At 67.1% G+C, this 17,104-nt stretch carries 16 protein-coding genes; 7 read left to right on the plus strand and 9 right to left on the minus strand.

The window, feature by feature from the left end; genetic code table 11:
- Positions 1–36: 36 nt before the first annotated feature.
- Positions 37–960 (minus strand): LysR family transcriptional regulator, encoded by a 924-nt coding sequence (locus tag ACN9MV_RS07255; protein WP_093048889.1) that lies wholly within the window; start codon positions 958–960, stop codon positions 37–39.
- A gap of 96 nt (positions 961–1,056) precedes the next feature.
- Here ACN9MV_RS07255 and ACN9MV_RS07260 point away from each other — a divergent pair, with 96 nt between their 5' ends.
- From ACN9MV_RS07260 to ACN9MV_RS07275, 4 genes are read left to right on the plus strand one after another with little or no spacing between them, the layout of a single operon-like run.
- Complete coding sequence (locus ACN9MV_RS07260; protein WP_426391707.1) at positions 1,057–2,028, plus strand: Bug family tripartite tricarboxylate transporter substrate binding protein; 972 nt, start codon at positions 1,057–1,059, stop codon at positions 2,026–2,028.
- A gap of 25 nt (positions 2,029–2,053) precedes the next feature.
- Complete coding sequence (locus ACN9MV_RS07265; RefSeq protein ID WP_093172371.1) at positions 2,054–3,667, plus strand: gamma-glutamyltransferase family protein; 1,614 nt, start codon at positions 2,054–2,056, stop codon at positions 3,665–3,667.
- Positions 3,668–3,700: 33 nt separating this feature from the next.
- Positions 3,701–4,648, plus strand: a complete 948-nt coding sequence (locus ACN9MV_RS07270; protein WP_093048898.1) for a DMT family transporter — start codon at positions 3,701–3,703, stop codon at positions 4,646–4,648.
- 39 nt (positions 4,649–4,687) lie between these two features.
- Complete coding sequence (locus tag ACN9MV_RS07275) at positions 4,688–5,479, plus strand: SDR family oxidoreductase (RefSeq protein ID WP_426391708.1); 792 nt, start codon at positions 4,688–4,690, stop codon at positions 5,477–5,479.
- 33 nt (positions 5,480–5,512) lie between these two features.
- Here the strand turns inward: ACN9MV_RS07275 and ACN9MV_RS07280 are convergent, their stop codons facing one another.
- On the minus strand, positions 5,513–6,421 hold the full coding sequence (locus ACN9MV_RS07280; RefSeq protein ID WP_426391710.1) for a DMT family transporter: 909 nt from the start codon (positions 6,419–6,421) through the stop codon (positions 5,513–5,515).
- A 107-nt stretch (positions 6,422–6,528) separates the two neighbouring features.
- Between ACN9MV_RS07280 and ACN9MV_RS07285 the strand changes: the two genes are divergently transcribed.
- The 3 genes from ACN9MV_RS07285 (at position 6,529) to ACN9MV_RS07295 (ending at position 9,220) form a co-directional block, all read left to right on the plus strand.
- Positions 6,529–7,512, plus strand: a complete 984-nt coding sequence (locus ACN9MV_RS07285; protein ID WP_093050337.1) for a quinone oxidoreductase family protein — start codon at positions 6,529–6,531, stop codon at positions 7,510–7,512.
- A 117-nt stretch (positions 7,513–7,629) separates the two neighbouring features.
- Positions 7,630–8,031, plus strand: coding sequence for a response regulator (locus ACN9MV_RS07290; protein ID WP_093048906.1), 402 nt, complete (start codon positions 7,630–7,632; stop codon positions 8,029–8,031).
- 184 nt (positions 8,032–8,215) lie between these two features.
- Positions 8,216–9,220 (plus strand): bile acid:sodium symporter family protein, encoded by a 1,005-nt coding sequence (locus ACN9MV_RS07295; protein ID WP_354337378.1) that lies wholly within the window; start codon positions 8,216–8,218, stop codon positions 9,218–9,220.
- A gap of 4 nt (positions 9,221–9,224) precedes the next feature.
- Here ACN9MV_RS07295 and ACN9MV_RS07300 read toward each other — a convergent pair whose 3' ends face one another.
- The 7 genes from ACN9MV_RS07300 to ACN9MV_RS07330 form a co-directional block, all read right to left on the minus strand.
- Complete coding sequence (locus tag ACN9MV_RS07300) at positions 9,225–10,886, minus strand: Na/Pi cotransporter family protein (RefSeq protein ID WP_093172362.1); 1,662 nt, start codon at positions 10,884–10,886, stop codon at positions 9,225–9,227.
- Between the two features lie 64 nt (positions 10,887–10,950).
- Complete coding sequence (locus ACN9MV_RS07305; RefSeq protein ID WP_426391712.1) at positions 10,951–11,808, minus strand: phosphodiesterase; 858 nt, start codon at positions 11,806–11,808, stop codon at positions 10,951–10,953.
- Positions 11,805–12,866 carry an ABC transporter ATP-binding protein gene (locus ACN9MV_RS07310; protein ID WP_426391713.1) on the minus strand — a complete coding sequence of 354 codons (1,062 nt, stop codon included), beginning with the start codon at positions 12,864–12,866 and terminating at the stop codon, positions 11,805–11,807. Before ACN9MV_RS07310 ends, ACN9MV_RS07305 begins: the two co-directional genes overlap by 4 nt.
- Complete coding sequence (locus tag ACN9MV_RS07315; protein ID WP_093048921.1) at positions 12,856–13,656, minus strand: ABC transporter permease; 801 nt, start codon at positions 13,654–13,656, stop codon at positions 12,856–12,858. Before ACN9MV_RS07315 ends, ACN9MV_RS07310 begins: the two co-directional genes overlap by 11 nt.
- An 11-nt stretch (positions 13,657–13,667) precedes the next feature.
- Positions 13,668–14,507 (minus strand): ABC transporter permease, encoded by an 840-nt coding sequence (locus ACN9MV_RS07320; RefSeq protein ID WP_093048924.1) that lies wholly within the window; start codon positions 14,505–14,507, stop codon positions 13,668–13,670.
- 16 nt (positions 14,508–14,523) lie between these two features.
- A complete protein-coding gene (locus ACN9MV_RS07325; RefSeq protein WP_354337374.1) occupies positions 14,524–15,534 on the minus strand; it encodes an ABC transporter substrate-binding protein in 1,011 nt (336 codons plus the stop codon).
- Positions 15,535–15,580: 46 nt separating this feature from the next.
- Positions 15,581–16,606 (minus strand): LacI family DNA-binding transcriptional regulator, encoded by a 1,026-nt coding sequence (locus ACN9MV_RS07330; RefSeq protein WP_426391714.1) that lies wholly within the window; start codon positions 16,604–16,606, stop codon positions 15,581–15,583.
- Between the last annotated feature and the right edge of the window lie 498 nt (positions 16,607–17,104).

Genomic DNA, 17,104 nt, shown 5'->3' on the forward strand with positions numbered 1-17,104 from the left:
CCTTCGGGCGCCGTTTTTCGTTGATGCGACGACTCTTTAGGTGCGCGTTCGGGGCGGCTTCATATGCTGCCGAGCCATCGCCAGAAAAGCCATGGCAGCCGGGTTGAGCGGGTGCTTGGCCAGCCGGATGGCGACCACCGGGTACTCCAGCGTGGGCCGCACCACGCCCAACGCCCGCAGGTTGGCCGGCATCAGCACTTCCACATAGCGCGGCAGCAGCGCTACCCCTGCACCCGCCTGGATGAGGCCGAAGGCTGTCGACAGCATCGACACGTGATGCACCACGCGCGGGTACACGTTGGCCATGCTCGACAGTTGGCGGCTCACGGCACGCCACACATTGGCGTCGGGGTTGACGTGGATGAAGGGCAGCGCCTCCAGGTGCCGGGCCTCGACCACGGCGTGCTGCGCCAGCGCATGGTCGTCCCGCACGAAGAGGGCCATGCGGTCGGAGAACAGCGGCTCCGTCGCCAGCTCCGAGTGCTTCTGGCCGATGTCGGAGCCGAAGCCCAAGTCTGCCTCCTGCGAGAGGATGCGCGAGATCATCTGATCCGCCGTGCTGTCGAGCAGCGTGGTCGCAAGCGTCGGGTGCTTCTGCGAAAAGCGGCCGAGCAACGGCGGCAGCAGGGCGCCGGCGGTCAGGTGGCCCACCGCCAGCACGATGCGGCCTTCGCGCAGCTGCGACTGCGAGCGGCAGGCATCGACGGATTCATCGATCAGCCGCAGCGCACGCACGGCCGTGTCGACCATCATCTGGCCCGCGTTGGTCATGCGGATGCGACGGCCGCGCACGACCAGCGGCTGCGCCAGCTCCTCTTCCAGGCGCTTGACCAGATGGCTGATGGCCGGCTGCGTGAGCTGCAATGCCTCGGCCGCCAGTGTGAAGCTGCCCGTTTCGGCCACCGCCGTCAGCGCCCGCAACTGCTGCAGCGAGATCTCTTCAGCGGTGTTCCTTGCCATAAACAGCTTTGATAGTTGAATAAGCAGAATTATCTGGCTTGATGCGCTCCCGCTGCATAGCATCCTTTTTTCGTTCACAGGCACAGAATTCCGTACATGAAACGCCTCCAGTTCCTCCAGGTGCTCGCCGTTGCGCTCGGCATGGCCGCCTCGTCCGCCAGCCTGGCCCAGGGCTACCCGAACAAGCCGATCCGCCTGATCGTGCCGTTCCCGGCGGCCGGCGCCACCGACCTCTTCGCCCGCACGCTGGGGCAGAAGATGGGCGAGAAGCTCGGCACCACACTGGTGGTCGACAACAAGCCCGGCGCCGGCGGCGCCATCGGCTCCGACCAGGCTGCCAAAGCCCCGGCCGACGGCTACACGATCCTGCTGGCCACCACCAGCACGCATTCGATCGGCCCGGCCGTCAGCAAGCTGCCCTACGACACGGTGCGCGACTTCACGCCCATCGCGCATGTAGGCGACGCGGCCAGCATCATGCTGGTGCCGGTCAATTCGCCCGCCAAGACGGTGCGCGAGTGGATCGACTACGCGAAGAAGAACCCCGGCAAGCTCAACTACGCATCGAGCGGCAACGGCACCATCGTGCAGCTCACGGCCGAGCTGTTCAAGGCGCAGGCCGGCGTGTTCGTCACGCACATTCCCTACAAGGGCACGGCGCTGGCCATTCCCGACCTGATCAGCGGCAAGGTCGACGTGCTGTTCGACTCGCTGCCCACCGGCATGCCGCACGTGCGTGACGGCCGCCTGCGCGCACTGGGCGTTACCTCGCTCAAGCGCAGCCCGCTGGCGCCCGAACTGCCGCCCATTGCCGACACGCTGCCGGGCTACGAGTCGAACACCTGGTTCGGCTTCTACGGCCCGAAGGGCCTGCCGGCCGACATCGTCGCGAAGATCAACAAGGCGGCCAACGAAGCGCTGGCCGATCCTGAAGTGAAAGAGAAGCTCGCGCGCCTGGGCATCGAAACCGCGACTCCGGGCACGCCCGACCAGTTCGCGAAGATGGTCGCCGTCGACGCTGCCAAGTGGAAGAAGATCGTCGTCGACCGCAAGATCACCAACGAATGAAGCAGAGAAAGAAGAGCACGCCTAAATGAACTTCGATTTCAACAACCCCTACCTCTCGACCCGCATCCCGATCTTCGCGCGCAACGTGGTGTCGACCTCGCACCCGCTGGCCTCGCAGGCCGGCCTGCGCATCCTGCAGCAGGGCGGCAACGCGGTCGATGCGGCCATTGCCACTGCCGCCGTGATGACGCTGGTCGAGCCGGTGAGCAACGGCCTGGGCAGCGATGCCTTCTGCATCCTGTGGGACGGCAAGGAGCTGCACGGCCTCAATGCCTCGGGCCCGGCGCCCAAGGCATGGACGCCCGAGTACTTCAAGGCCAAGTACGGTGCCGACGCGGCCAATCCGCCCATGCGCGGCATCGACTCGGTCACGGTGCCGGGCGCGGTGCGCGGATGGGTCGCCATGAGCGAGCGCTTCGGCAAGCTGCCGTTCGCCGACCTGCTGGTGCCGGCCATCGACATCGCCGAGCGCGGCTATCTGGTGCCGCCGGTGGTGCAGGGCAAGTGGGCTGCGGCCACGCCGCTGCTGGGCTCGCAACCGGGCTTTGCGCAGACCTTCCTGCCGTGGGGCCGCGCGCCCGAGGTGGGCGAGCTGTTCCGCTTCACGGCCGCCGCGCGTGCGCTCAAGGCCATTGCACGCACCAAGGGCGAGGCCTACTACAACGGCGAGATCGCCGAGGCGCTGGCGAAGTTCTCGGCCGAGCAGGGCGGTGCGCTCACGGTGGCCGACCTCGCGGCCTACCAGCCCGAGTGGGTCAAGCCGATCTCGCGCGACTACCGCGGCCACACGCTGCACGAGATTCCGCCTAACGGCCAGGGCATTGCCGCGCTCATCGCGCTCGGCATTCTCGAAAAGTTCGACATCGCCTCGCTGCCGGTCGACTCGGTGCAATCGCAGCATCTGCAGATCGAAGCGATGAAGCTGGCCTTTGCCGACGTGTACCGCTACGTGTCGGAACGCAAGACGATGGAAGTCACGACCGAGCAGATGCTCGACGATGCGTACCTCGCCTCGCGCGCCCGCCTCATCGATGTGAAGAAGGCGCAAGACTTCAAGGCCGGCAACCCCGTGAAGGGCGGCACCATCTACCTCACGGCTGCCGACGAGAGCGGCATGATGGTGAGCTTCATCCAGAGCAACTACATGGGCTTCGGCTCGGGCTGCGTGGAGCCCGAATTCGGCATCAGCCTGCAGAACCGTGGTCACGGCTTCAGCCTGAAGGCCGAGAGCCCGAACGTGGTGGCGCCGGGCAAGCGCCCGTTCCACACCATCATTCCGGCCTTCCTCACCAAGGACGGCCAGCCGGTGATGAGCTTCGGCGTGATGGGCGGCAACATGCAGCCGCAGGGCCACATGCAGACGCTGGTGCGCATGCTCGACTACAAGCAGAACCCGCAGGCCGCCTGCGACGCGCCGCGCTGGCGCTTCAACGCGGGGCTCGAGATCAACGTCGAGGCTGCGATGAACCCGGCCACGGTGCAGGGCCTGCGCGACCTGGGCCACCACCTGGAAGTGATCAACGACTCGTACCAGGACTTCGGCGCCGGCCAGTTCATCTGGCGCGCGGGCGAGCCTTCGGTGGAAGGCTACGTGGCTGCCAGCGACCCGCGCCGCGACGGCCTGGCTGCAGGGTATTGAGCAAGGTCTCGAGGTTCCCGCGATGATCGGGGGATGAACAAGACAGCCGCATCGCTCGGCATCCCAACTCACGACGGCGCAAGAAAAGGCTATGCGTCCGGTCTGATACTCGCCACGCTGGGCGCCATCGCGTTCAGCGGCAAGGCCATCATCGTCAAGCTGGCGTACCGCTACGGCGTGGACGCCATCACGCTCATCATGCTGCGCATGCTGTTCGCGCTGCCGCTCTTTGCCGTGATGGCATGGTGGGCGGGGCGCGGCAAGCCCGCGCTCACCGGCCGCGACTGGATCGGCGTGATCGGGCTCGGCTTCTCGGGCTACTACCTTGCGAGCTTTCTCGACTTTGCGGGGCTCGCGTACATCTCGGCCAGCTTCGAGCGGCTGATCCTGTATCTCAACCCCACGCTGGTGCTGCTGTTCGGCTGGCTGATGTACCGGCGGCGCGCCACGCGCCAGCAGGTGCTGGGCATGGTCGTGAGCTATGCCGGCGTGCTGCTGGTGTTCGGCCACGAACTGTGGACCGGGGGCGGCGGCAAGGGCGGCGGGGCGGCGGCGTGGGGCGCGTTCCTGGTGTTCCTGAGCGCGGTGAGCTATGCGGGCTACCTCGTCTACAGCGGCGAGTTCGTCAAGCGCCTCGGGTCGCTGCGGCTCGTGGGCCTGGCTACCACGGTGGCTTGCGTGCTATGCATCCTGCAGTTCGTGCTGACGCGGCCGATGAGCGTGGCGATGCAGGTGGCGCCCGAGGTGATCTGGCTGTCAGTGCTCAACGCCACGCTTTGCACGGCAGTGCCCGTGCTGATGGTGATGATGGCCATCGAGCGCATCGGCCCGGCCGTGGCCGCGCAAACCGGCATGATCGGGCCGCTGTCGACCATCCTCATGGGGGTGGTCATACTGGGCGAGCCGTTCACGCCGTGGATCGCGGCCGGCACCGTGCTCGTCATCGCGGGCATTTTCGTTTTCACACGCAAGGGGCGCTGAAGTCCCTTGCCGTACTGACTTAATCACTGGAGCAACAACATGGATCTGGGTATTGCGGGCAAGACCGCGCTGGTGTGCGGCGCGAGCAAGGGGCTGGGCTACGGCTGCGCCGAGGCGCTGGTGCGCGAAGGCGTGAACGTGGTGATCGTGGCGCGCGGCGCCGAGGCACTGGAAGCGGCTGCGAAGAAGCTGACGGAAGCTGCGGGCACATCGGGCCCGTTCGTCAAGCACGTGGCCGCCGACATCACGACCGAAGCCGGCCGCGCCGCAGTGTTTGCGCTGGGCCATGACTTCGACATCGTCGTCACCAACGCGGGCGGCCCGCCGCCCGGCGACTTCCGCAACTGGGACCGCGAGGCGTGGATCAAGGCGGTCGACGCCAACATGCTCACGCCCATCGAGCTGATCAAGGCCACGGTCGACGGCATGGCCAAGCGCGGCTTCGGCCGCATCGTGAACATCACGTCGAGCTCGGTGAAGTCGCCCATCGACATCCTGGGCCTGTCGAACGGCGCGCGCAGCGGCCTCACCGGCTTCGTGGCCGGCGTGGCGCGCACGCCCATCGCAGCGCAGGGCGTGACCATCAACAACCTGCTGCCGGGTTCCTTCGACACCGACCGCCTCAAGGGCACGATGGCCGGCGCGGCGCAGAAGTCGGGCCAGGACTTCGATACCGTGTGGGAAGCCCGCAAGAAGAACATTCCCGCGAAGCGCTTCGGCACGCCGGCCGAGTTCGGCGCCATCTGCGCGTTTCTCTGCAGCATGCAGGCCGGCTACATGACCGGCCAGAACGTGCTCGCCGACGGCGGGGCCTACCCGGGCACGTACTGAGCTCGCCCCCAGGCTGCGCGAAGCCCGGTGTTTTCAGCGCCGGGACGCCACCACGATCCCGCCCACGATAAGCAGAAACGCCGTGCCGTGGTACCAATGCGGCGGCTCCCGCAGGAAGGCCGCCGACAGCACCGCCGCGAACAGCGGTGTGAGGTTCATGAAGATGCTTGCCGCCTGCGGGCCCGCGCGCTGCACGCCGGTGCCCCAGCAGCGATACGCCACTACCGCGGGCCCGATGCCGATGAACAGCATCGCGGCGATGAGCGGCCAGCCCAGGTCGATGTGGGCGGGTGTCAGCGTCCATTCACCGGCGGCCAGCGCGCCCGACCATGCGACACCGAACACCAATTGCGACATCAGGAACGCGGCCCAGTCCTGCCGCACGGCCTTGGGCTCGTGCGTGCGCGCAAGCAGCCAGCTGTAGAAGGCCCAGGCGATGGTGCCCAAAATCATGTAGAGGTCGCCCGGTACCAGCCGCAGCCCGAGCAGTTGCTGCCATTCGCCGCGGCTGAGCACCAGCAGCACGCCCACCATCGACAGCAGCGCGCCACCGATTTCGCGGGCACTGATGCGTGCGCTGAAGAACAGCGCCCCGGTCGCGAGCATCCACAGCGGGAGGCTGGAGCCGACCAGCGTCACGTTGATGGGCGTAGAGGTCTGCAGCGCCAGGTACTGGAACGCGTTGTACAGGCCGATGCCCAGCAGCCCGAGCACCGCGTAGCGTTTCCAGTGCGCCCACAGCGGGCTGTTGCGGCGCAACACCGGCGCGGCCAGCGGCAAGAGCAGCGCAAACGCGATGACCCAGCGCACGAAGTTCAGCGTGAGCGGCGACACCATGTCGCGCACCAGCCGGCCGACCACGGCATTGCTGGCCCAGAGCAGCGGCGGAACGACGAGCAGGAGAACGGTAAGGGGAGCGAGGCGCTGCGGCTGTGTCTGCATGGCCGCCGACTCTACCGGGCAATGATGCCCCGCGCCGCCACGGGAAACCCAGACGTGGCAGGATGCCCATCCCTCTTCTTTTCCTGCGTGTGGAGACTGCAACGATGATGAGCAAAGCCGTCCGTATCGACCGCCATGGCGGCCCCGAAGAACTGAAGATCGTCGACGTGGAAGTCGGCGAGCCCGGCCCCGGCGAGATCCGCATCCGCCACAAGGCCGTGGGCCTGAATTTCATCGACACCTATCAGCGCAGCGGGCTCTACCCGTTCGCGATGCCGCTGCAGTTGGGCATGGAGGCCTCGGGCATCGTCGAGGCGGTGGGCGAGGGCGTGACGCACCTGAAGCCCGGCGACCGCGCCGCCTATGCCAGCCCGCCGCCGGGCGCCTACTGCGAACTGCGCGTGATGCCGGCCAAGTGCGTGTGCAAGCTGCCCGACGACATCTCCTTCGAGACTGGCGCGGCCATGATGCTCAAGGGCCTGACCACCCAGTACCTGCTGAAGAAGACGCTGCCGGCCGAAGGTCTGCAGGCCGGCGACTTCATCCTGTTCCATGCTGCGGCCGGCGGCGTCGGGCTGATCGCCTGCCAGTGGGCCAAGGCGCTGGGCCTGCAACTGATCGGGACGGCCGGCAGCGATGCCAAGTGCAAGCTCGCGCTGGCGCACGGCGCGGCCCACGCCATCAACTACAGCACCGAGAACTTCGCGGCCCGCGTGAAAGAGATCACCGGCGGCAAGGGCGTGAAGGTGGTGTACGACTCGGTGGGCAAGGACACCTTCGAAGGCTCGATCGACTGCCTGCGCCCCTTCGGCCTGCTTGCCATCTTCGGCAATGGCTCGGGTCCGGTGCCGCCGGTCAACCTCGGCTTGCTGGCGTCCAAGGGCTCGCTCTATGTGACGCGGCCAACACTGTTCACGCACATGGCCACGCGCGAAAGCACGCAGGCGATGGCCGACGACCTGTTCGCGGTGGTGCGAAGCGGCGCGGTGAAGATCCCGATCGACCAGCGCTATGCACTGGCCGACGTGCAGCAGGCGCACCGCGACCTGGAGGCGCGCAAGACCACGGGCTGCACGATCCTGACGCTCTGAATGGCTCCGGTGGGGCAGGGCGCCAGTCTTGTCCTACCGGCGGTGGGGTGTCATGCCTTCGACTTGTGCCGGGTGCACTTTGTAGCCTGTGAACACAGCGTAGAGACGAGCCAGCCCATGACCACAGTTCGCACTTTCATCGTCGAAGACAACCCGACCATCCGCAAGAGCCTTGTGGGTACGCTGCGCGAGGTGGCACGGGTCGATCCGGTCGGCGAGGCCGAGTCGGAGGAGGAGGGCTCGCGCTGGCTGTCGGACAACCTGTCGCAATGGGACCTGGCCATCGTCGACCTGTTCCTGAAGGACGGCACCGGTTTTCGCGTGCTCGAAGCCTGTCGCCACCGCGGGCCGTCGCAGAAGATGGTGGTGCTCAGCAACTACGCCACGCCTGACATGCGGCGCAAATGCGTGCACCTCGGTGCCGATGCCGTGTTCGACAAGGCCACCGAAATCGACGACCTGATCGACTATTGCCTGCGCCATCGTCAGGCGCAGTTCAGTTCGCCCGCCGCACACTGAGGCAGGGGCATTTTTCGCTGACCGGCAGCCGCTGCCGGACTTCGCCGAAAATGCATCCTCAAAGGCGCGAGGAGCACGCGCCGGGCTCCGCAAATTGGCGACGAGATTCATGCGCGGAAATCACACATTCCCCTGCTGAGTCGGCCTGCGCGCCTGCAACGCGCGCAGCGCCCCAAGTTGCAACATGTCCCGCCCCCGCTTTCTTCCCGACAACTTCACCTTCGCGCTTCTCTCGGTCGTGACCTTTGCCAGCCTGCTGCCTGCAAGCGGCAAGGTGGCGCATTTCTTCGAGCTGCTCACGACCGCTGCCATCGGGCTGCTGTTCTTCCTGCACGGTGCCAAGCTGTCGCGCGAGGCGATCTTGAACGGGCTCACGCACTGGCGGCTGCACCTGCTGGTGTTCGGCAGCACCTTCGTGCTGTTTCCCATGCTCGGGCTGGCACTCAAGCCACTGCTCCTGCCGCTGGTGACACCAGAGCTCTACACCGGCGTGCTCTATCTGTGCGTGCTGCCCGCCACGGTGCAGTCGGCGATCGCCTTCACGGCGATGGCTCGGGGCAACATGCCCGCCGCCATCTGCAGCGCGTCGGCCTCCACGCTGCTGGGTGTGTTCATCACGCCGATTCTGGTCAATCTGGTGGTGCTGCCGAACGGCGGCCATGCGAGCTCGTCGCTGGACTCGATCGGACGCATCCTGCTGCAGTTGATGGTGCCGTTCGTGGCGGGGCATCTGCTGCGGCCGTTGATCGGCAAGTGGATACAGCGCCGCGCCGCGGTGCTGAAGTTCGTCGACCAGGGCTCGATCCTGCTGGTCGTCTACACGGCATTCAGCGCGGCCGTGATCGAGGGGTTGTGGAAGCAGGTGCCCGCGCATGCGCTGGTCGGGCTGCTGGTGGTGTGCGCGGTGGTGCTGGGGCTGGCGCTGAGCCTCACGACCCTGCTGGCGCGCAAGCTGGGCTTCGATACCGAGGACGAGATCACGATCGTGTTCTGTGGCTCCAAGAAGAGCCTGGCCAGCGGCATACCGATGGCGAAGGTGCTGTTCGCCTCGCACGCGGTGGGCGCGATCGTGCTGCCGCTGATGCTGTTCCATCAGATGCAGCTGATGGTGTGCGCCGTGCTGGCGCAGCGGTATGCGCGGCGGGGGCGCGAGGCTTCCGTGCTGAAGACGGCCGAGCAGGCCGACTAGTCGGTCAGCCCTCGATCTTTCCCAGTCGGGATTCCCTCAGCCGGCTGGGCGCCAGTGCTCCGGCCGACTCCAGGATCGGATACGCAATCGAGCAGATGTGCGAGTTGATCCGCTTCAGGTCGCTGATCAGGTCGATGTGCAGCGAGCTGGTCTCGATGCTCAGCGTCGTGCGGTCCGACAGCCGGTCCAGGTGGGTCGTGGCGTAGGCCCGCTCCAGGTTCCGGAAGCGCACCTTCTCTTCGAGCAGCTTCTGCGCATCGCGCACGTTGCCGTTCAGGAACACGCTCATGCTCAGCCGCAGGTTGGCGACCAGCCGCCCGTGCAGCTCGACGATTTCCGCCATGCCCGCTTCAGAGAAGTTGCGCTGCGGTTTGATCTTCTTGTCTTCCACGTCGATGATCACGCGCTCGATGATGTCGCCGATCTGCTCCATGTTGATCGTGAAGCTGATGATGTCGGTCCAGCGCCGGCTTTCCTCTTCGCCCAGCGCCTCGCGCGAGATGCGGGTCATGTAGTACTTGATGGCCGAGTACAGCTCGTCCACCGTGTCGTCGAGCTGCCTCAGTTCCTGCGCGAGCCGCAGGTCGTTGTGGCGTATCACGTCGAGTGTGCCGATCAGCATGGTCTCCACGATGTCGGCCTGGTGCAGCGCCTCGCGCGCGGCATTCGAAATGGCGAGCGAGGGCGTCGACAGCGCCGATGGATCGAGGTGATGCGGCCGTGATGTGCCGGCCGGCTGCTGCGGCACCGGCAGCATGCGCGTTACCAGCTTGGCGACCCACTGCGTGAGGCCGATGAACCCCACGCTGATCACGATGTTGAACGCCAGGTGGAACAGCACGACCCCGTGCGTCTGGTTGGGCAGCTGCGGCTGCACATAACGGATCCACAGCCCGATGAAGGGGGCGACGACGGCCACGCCCAGTGCCTTGAAGAGCAGGTTGCCCACAGTCACCTGCCGCACGGCCACCGCCGACTTGGCCGTGGTCAGCACTGCGAGCAGGCCGCTGCCCAGGTTGGCGCCGAGCACCAGGCCGAGCGCCACGTCCAGCGGCACCACGTTCGACGTGGCCATGGCCGCGACCAGCAGCACCACCGCGAGGCTCGAATAGGCCACGATGGCCAGCACCGAGCCGATGGTGATTTCAAGCAGCACGTCGCTGCTGATCGATGCGAGCAGCGCGCGCACGGCCGGCGAGGAGAACAGCGGCTCGGTCGCCTCCACCACCAGCTGCAGCGCCAGCAGCATCAGCCCGAGCCCGATCAGCACCCGGCCGACGCGCCCCGCCACGGTGGCCGAGCGCGTGATGAACAGCACCACGCCCACGAAGATGAACATTGGCGAAAGCCACGACAGGTCTGCCGAGAACAGCACCGAGATCAGCGCAGTGCCCACGTCGGCGCCCCGCATCACCGCCAGCGCCGCCGGCAGCGTAACCAGGCCCTGCCCGACGAAGGACGAGGTCATGAGCGAGGTGGCGGTGCTCGACTGCACCAGGGCCGTCACGCCGATGCCCGAGAGGGCGGCCGTGAAGCGGTTGCGCATGCTCTGCACGAGGATCTTGCGCAGGTTGGCGCCGAACACACGCAGCACGCCGGTGCGGACCAGGTGCGTGCCCCATACCAGCAGGGCCACGGCCGCCAGCAGATTCAGGAGATGCTTCATGGGGGTCGGGTTCTATCCTTTTCGTTCTGGTTCGTTTCGACCCCATTTTCCACAAGTGAGCGCTTCAGTCGATCAGCGCTCCGTTGTCGTGGAAAGGATAGGGGCCTTCGAAGCTGCCTGATGCCGCGAGATGGGTGACGAGCCGGCGTCCGCGCGCTGACCACGCGTGCACCCGGAATGAAGGCGGCTCCAGTGTCCAGGCCGAGTCCGCGTCCGGGGCCAGATCCAGGCAGACCTGATGGGCCTGCGCCGGCGAGGTCGAGGCGATGGTGCCGCCGAAACGCACGTCGATGGCACGGTGCAGGTGGCCGCAGATGACACGCTCGACGTTGCTGTAGCGCGCAAGCAGGGCTTCGAGCGCGTCGGCGCCCTGAAGCAGGCCGATCTCGTCCATGTGGCCGATCAGCGTTTCGAAGGGCGGGTGGTGCATGGCGACCACGACGGGCTCGTCGCGGCAGGCGTCGAGCTGTGCCTCGAGCCAGGCCAGCCGCTTCTCGCACAGCGAGCCGTGGCTGGCGCCGGGCACGCAGGTGTCGAGCGTGAGCAGGCGCAGGTCGCCGACGCGCACCGAGTACTGGATGAAGCCGTCTGTATCGGCGCCGGTGCCCATGTAGGCATGGCCGGGAAAGCTGCGGCGCAGCTGGTCGCGGTCGTCGTGGTTGCCGGGCATCAGGTAGACCGGCATGGTCAGCGGAGCCAGCAGGCGGGCGAGGTGCTCGTACTCGGCGGCGCGGCCGAAATCGGTCAGGTCGCCGGTGACGACCACTGCGTCGGGCTGCTGGCGCAGGGCCAGCACCGACTGCACGGCGCGTTCGAGGTACGGCGCGGTGTCGATGCGGCCGTAGGCCAGCCGGCCCGGCTCGCGGATGTGCAGGTCGGTCAGCTGGACCAGGACGGTGTTCTTGCTCTGAGTTGTCGTCATGCGCTTGTCTCCTGCGACGTCATCAGCCGGTCGGGGTGGATGCGAAGACCCACCGCGTCGCCCGGCCCGAAGGGATTGTCGCGCCCTACATCGGCCACCAGCACGGGCTGGTCTTGCAGGCGCAGGTGCAACTGCACGCGGTCGCCGAGGAAGGTGCGGCGCTCGACGGTGGCGGCGCCCCAATCGGGCTGCGGTGCGCTGACCTCGATGTCTTCAGGCCGCACGAGCAGCATCGCATGGCTTTGCCACGCGCCCGGGCAGGGCACGGTTGATCCACCGAGTCGGACAACACCTTGCGCGATGGCATCGGCCTCGCGCTCGAGGCGGTTGACACGGCCCAGGAACTCGGCGACGAAGGGGTGCGCGGGCGCGCGGTACAGGTCTTCGCCACGACCCACCTGCACGATGCGGCCGGCGCGCATTACCGCGAGCCGGTCGGCGATGGCGAGCGCCTCCTGCTGGTCGTGCGTGACGTGGATGGCCGTGATGTGCAGGCGGCGCAGCAGCTCGGCCAGCTCGTCGCGCAGCGATTCCTTGAGCTTGGCGTCGAGCGCGGCCAGCGGCTCGTCGAGCAGCAGCACGCGCGGGCGCACGGCCACGGCGCGCGCCAGGGCCACGCGCTGGCGCTGGCCGCCGGAGAGTTCGGCGGGGCGCTTGTTTTCCAGGCCGCCCAGGCGCACCAGGTCGACCAACTCGCCGACGCTGCGCTTTTCCTCATCGGGCGAGACGCCGCGAATGCGCAGGCCGTAGCCGATGTTGGCCGCCACCGTCATCTGCGGAAAGAGCGCGTAGCTCTGGAACACCATGCCCACGCCGCGGTGCTCGACCGGGCGCTGCGTGACGTCTTGCCCGCCGAACACGATGCGGCTGCCCGCGTCGGGCGCTTCCAGCCCCGCGATCAGCCGCAGCAGCGTGGTCTTGCCGCAGCCCGAAGGGCCCAGCAGCGCGAGCACCTCGCCAGCCTCGACCTTCAGGTCGGTGGGCTGCAGGCCGCGCGTGCCGTCTGCGTAGGTCTTTGCGCAGTTCGTAATGTCGACGGGGATGCGTTCAAGTTCCATGGCGTTTCTGCATCAGGTTGGCAAGGTACTGCAGGCCCCACAGCACCGGAAGAATGACGGCGAAGAAGACCAGCGTGTAGGCCGATCCGATCTCGATGCGCATCGAGGCATAGCTGTCGGCCAGGCCCACGGGCAGCGTGCGGGTGAGCGGCGTGTGCAGCATCCACGTGAGGTTGAATTCGCCCACCGACAGCGTGAACACCATCAGGCTGCCGGCCACGATGGCCGGGAACACGGCCGGTACCAGGATGCCCATGAAGCGCTGGCGGAAGTTGGCGCCCAGCGAGCGTGCGGCCTCTTCGAGCGCAAGCAGGTCGTCGCGCTGGAAGGCTGAACTCACGGTGCGCACCATGAAGGGCAGCGTGAAGATCATGTGGCCGACGAGGATGAAGGCGAAGCTCTGGCGAAAGGCAGTGAGCTGGCCGTAGGCGAGGATCAAAGCCAGCGCCGTCGCAAGGCCCGGCACCGCGACCGGCAGTGTCAGCAGCTCTTCGAAGATGCGCGCGGCGCGCGAGCGGCTGCGCGCCAGCGCATAGGCACAGGGCACGCCCAGCAGCACGGTGCCGACGACGCAGGCCACGGCCAGCGCGAGCGACCAGCCGACGGTGCCGCCGTAGTTCTCCCACACCTCGCCGAGCCAGCGCAGCGTAAGACCGCTCTTGAGCCCGGCGCTGTAGTTGTTGACGAGCCCCGCCATCACCGACAGCAACATCGGCGCGATCATGAAGAGGCTCACGATCACCGTGACGGCGAGCAGGAAGGGGGCCTTCGGTTGTGTGTTCTTGCGCATGTGCGTGGGTCTCAACGTGCGACGGGGTTCGCGCCGAAGCGGCGCGCCACGAACAGCACCAGCCAGGTCACGATGCCCAGCGAGATCGACAGCGACGCGGCGAGCGCGAAGTTGGCGTAGTTGGTGAACTCGTTGTAGATGGTGATCGGGATCACCTCGAACTTGCTGGCCAGCGTGAAGGCCGTGCCGAAGGCGCCCATCGAGGTGGCGAACAGGATGGCGCCGCAGGCCAGCGTGGTGGGCGCGAGTTCGGGCATCCACACGTCGCGCGCCACTCGCAGCCGCGAGGCGCCGAGCGAACGCGCCGCTTCTTCGAGCTGCGTGTTCATCGACTCGGCCGCCGCTGCATAAGTGGCAATGGCGCGCGGCAGCGAGAAATACAGGTACGCCAGGAACAGCCCGAGCAGGCCGTAGGCGAAGGTGATGCGCTCGCCGAACAGGCTGTCGCCGATGTCGGCCACCACGCCTTGCCGCCCGCCCAGCAGGATCACGAAGAAGCCGATGATCACGCCCGGAAACGACAGCGGCAGCGTGAGCAGCGACAGCAGCACACGCTTGCCGATAAAGGCATGGCGCGCCAGGTAGATGCCGACGGCCGCGCCCAGCACCAGCGTGGCCAGCGTCACGGCCACCGAGAGCGCGACCGTGTTGGCCATGCTCGTGAGGTAGCGCGCATCGGTCAGAACGGCGAAATAGGTGGCCCAGCCTTTGTCGGCCGGCAGCGTGAGCAGGCGCACCACCGGCAGCAGCCAGAAGGCCGCGAAGAAGGCGGCCGCGGGCGCGACGCAGGCCAGCAGGCGCCAGCGCGGGTTCCAGGCGTTGGACGCGTTGGAGAGAGTGGCTTGCGTCATCGCGCGTGGCGTCCGCTCAGCGGACTTCCTTCAGGTACTCGTCGGAGAAGGCGCGCTGCGCTGCGGCCATGCGGCCGTAGTCCACGCTCTTGGCGCGGGCGTATTCGCTCGCGGGCAGGAACTGCGCCTCGATCTCCTTGGGCATCGCATTGGCGCGCACCGGCCGCAGGTAGGCCTTGGCCCAGATCGCCTGGCCTTCGTCGGAAAGCGTGAAGTCGAGCACCTTCTTCGCGTCGGCCGCGTGCGGAGCCTTGGCGACAAGGCTCATCACGTAGGGCACGGCCAGCGTGCCTTCGCTCGGGATCACGAAGGCGACGTTGGCCTTGTCCTTGTACTTGGCGCGGTAGGCGTTGAAGTCGTAGTCGAGCAGGATCGCGATTTCGCCCGACAGCACGCGCGCGTACGAGGTCTGCTTCGGCACGATGGGCTCGTTCTTCTGCAGCGCCTTGAAGTAGTCGATGGCCGGCTTGAAGTTGTCGAGCGTGCCGCCGCGCGCTTCGTTCACCGCGACCGCGCCGACGTAGCCGACGAAGGCCGAGGCGGGGTCGAGGTAGCCGATCAGGCCCTTGTATTCGGGCTTGAGCAGGTCGGCCCACGACTTCGGAATCGGCTTGCCCTTGAGCGCATCGACGTTGACCATGAAGCCGAGCGTGCCCGAGTGGATGGTGAACCAGTTGCCGGCCGGGTCCTTCAGGCCGTCGGGAATGTCTTTCCATGCGGCCGGCTTGTAGGGCTCGACCAGGCCGTCCTTGGCTGCCTGCACCGCGAAGGTCACGCCGAGGTAGGTGACGTCGGCCACGGGGCTGGCCTTCTCGGCCGCCATCTGAGCGAGCGACTGGCCCGAGTTCTTGTTGTCGGGCGGCACGGTGACGCCGGTCCTGGCCTTGATGGCCTTCAGCTGCGTGCCCCAGTCGGCCCATTCGGTCGGGCAGTTGTAGCAAATGGCGGTCTGCGCCATGGCGCTGCCGGCGACGAGCGTGGCGGCGAGCAGGCCGAGGCGGGCCATGCGGTGGAAGCGAAGAGACATGATGAAGAAGCTCCTTGGATGGATGTAGGCAAAGAACGAGAAGTGGTCAGGGTCGTGAAATGGCGGCGTTGTTGTCTTCGTGCACCGAAGCGCACGACTCGCCGTCTCGGAAGGCATGGGGAAGCAGCAGGCTCGCATCGGCCTGCAGCGTGGCGCCGCTGGCCATGGCCTGAATCAGCAGCTCTACGCTGTGGCGGCCGATGTCGCTGTTGGGTTGGGTGATGGTGGTAAGCGCGGGCGTGAGGTCTTCACCGAGCGCAATGCCGTCGAAGCCGACGACGCTGAGGTCGCCGGGCACCGACAGGCCGCTGAGATGCGCGGCGCGGATGCTGCGAATGGCCAGCAGGTCGTTGGAGCAGATCAGCGCGGTAGGGCGGTTGCGTGCCTGCAGCTGGCTGGAGAGCGCATCGACGGCCGTTTCGACGAAGGGCACTTCGATGAGCGCGGGCGCCGCGAGCCCGGCCTCGGTCATGCCCTTCAGGTAGCCGCGGTAGCGCTGCTGCGCTCGGTCCGACGCGGCGAGCGTGCCGCTGACCATGGCGATGCGGCGGTGGCCCAGCAGCACGAGGCGCGTGACCGCGTCGGCCACCGCGCCTTCGCTGTCGACCGATACGCAAGGGTGGTCCGGGTGCCGGTTGTAGGCGAGCACATAGGGCGCGCCGGCTGCCTGCAGGCGGGGCAGGGCAGCCGAAGTGGAGGGGTTCGACACCACGAGGATCAGCCCGTCGACATTGCCGGCCAGCAGCAGATGAACGGCACGCTCTTCTTCGTCGAGCTTGTAGCCCGTGGTGACGGGAATGATCGCGTAGCCACCCGCGACGGCTGCGCGCGCAATGCCTTGCAGGCACTCGGCGAAGGTCGGGTTCAGCAGCGTGGGCAGCACCACGCCGAGCACACGGCTGCGCTGGGTGCGCAAGGTGCGCGCGCTGGCATTCGGCACGTAGTTGAGTTCGCGCGCCACACGCTCCACCAGCTCGCGCGTGGCAGGCGTCACCTTGTCGGGGAAATTGAAGGCGCGCGAGACGGTGGCCACGGAGACCCCGGCTTTGGCTGCAACGGCTTGAATGCTCATCGTGCGGTGTTCATGTAATCGATTACATTGGACCGCCGCAGTATGACTTTGTTATGACATCGCGAGAAAGCGGGAGAAACCCGAGAGGGCTTTGTGTTTGTGGGCTCGGCGGTGGGTGCTGTGCCCTTGGACGGCCGACGTCACCGGCCCTTCGGGCTTCCCTGCGCTGCTCACGACGGGCGGGGTCTCGCCCAAACTCGCTTCGCTCAGACAAGGGCGAGCCCTGATCCGCCCCTCGCTGCGCTGCTCGGCGGTGCCTCAACGGCCACCCAAGGGCACAGCACCCACCGCCGTGGTCAGAGCAGTTGTTGAGCCCCACTCCTTGAAGCCCGCGCATTGTTTTGCTCCCTCTCCCTCTCGGAGAGGGCTGGGGTGAGGGCGACGGCATTCACGTCACGACAGGCGCCTGGCAGGTGGTGCGGTGTGGGCGGCCCCTCTGTGCCGCCGAGGAGCGCAGCGTTTCGCGGATCAGGGCTCGCAGCTGTCTGAGCGAAGCGA

This window comes from Variovorax sp. R-27 (assembly GCF_049913215.1).
In the GTDB taxonomy this organism is placed as follows: Bacteria; Pseudomonadota; Gammaproteobacteria; order Burkholderiales; family Burkholderiaceae_C; genus Variovorax.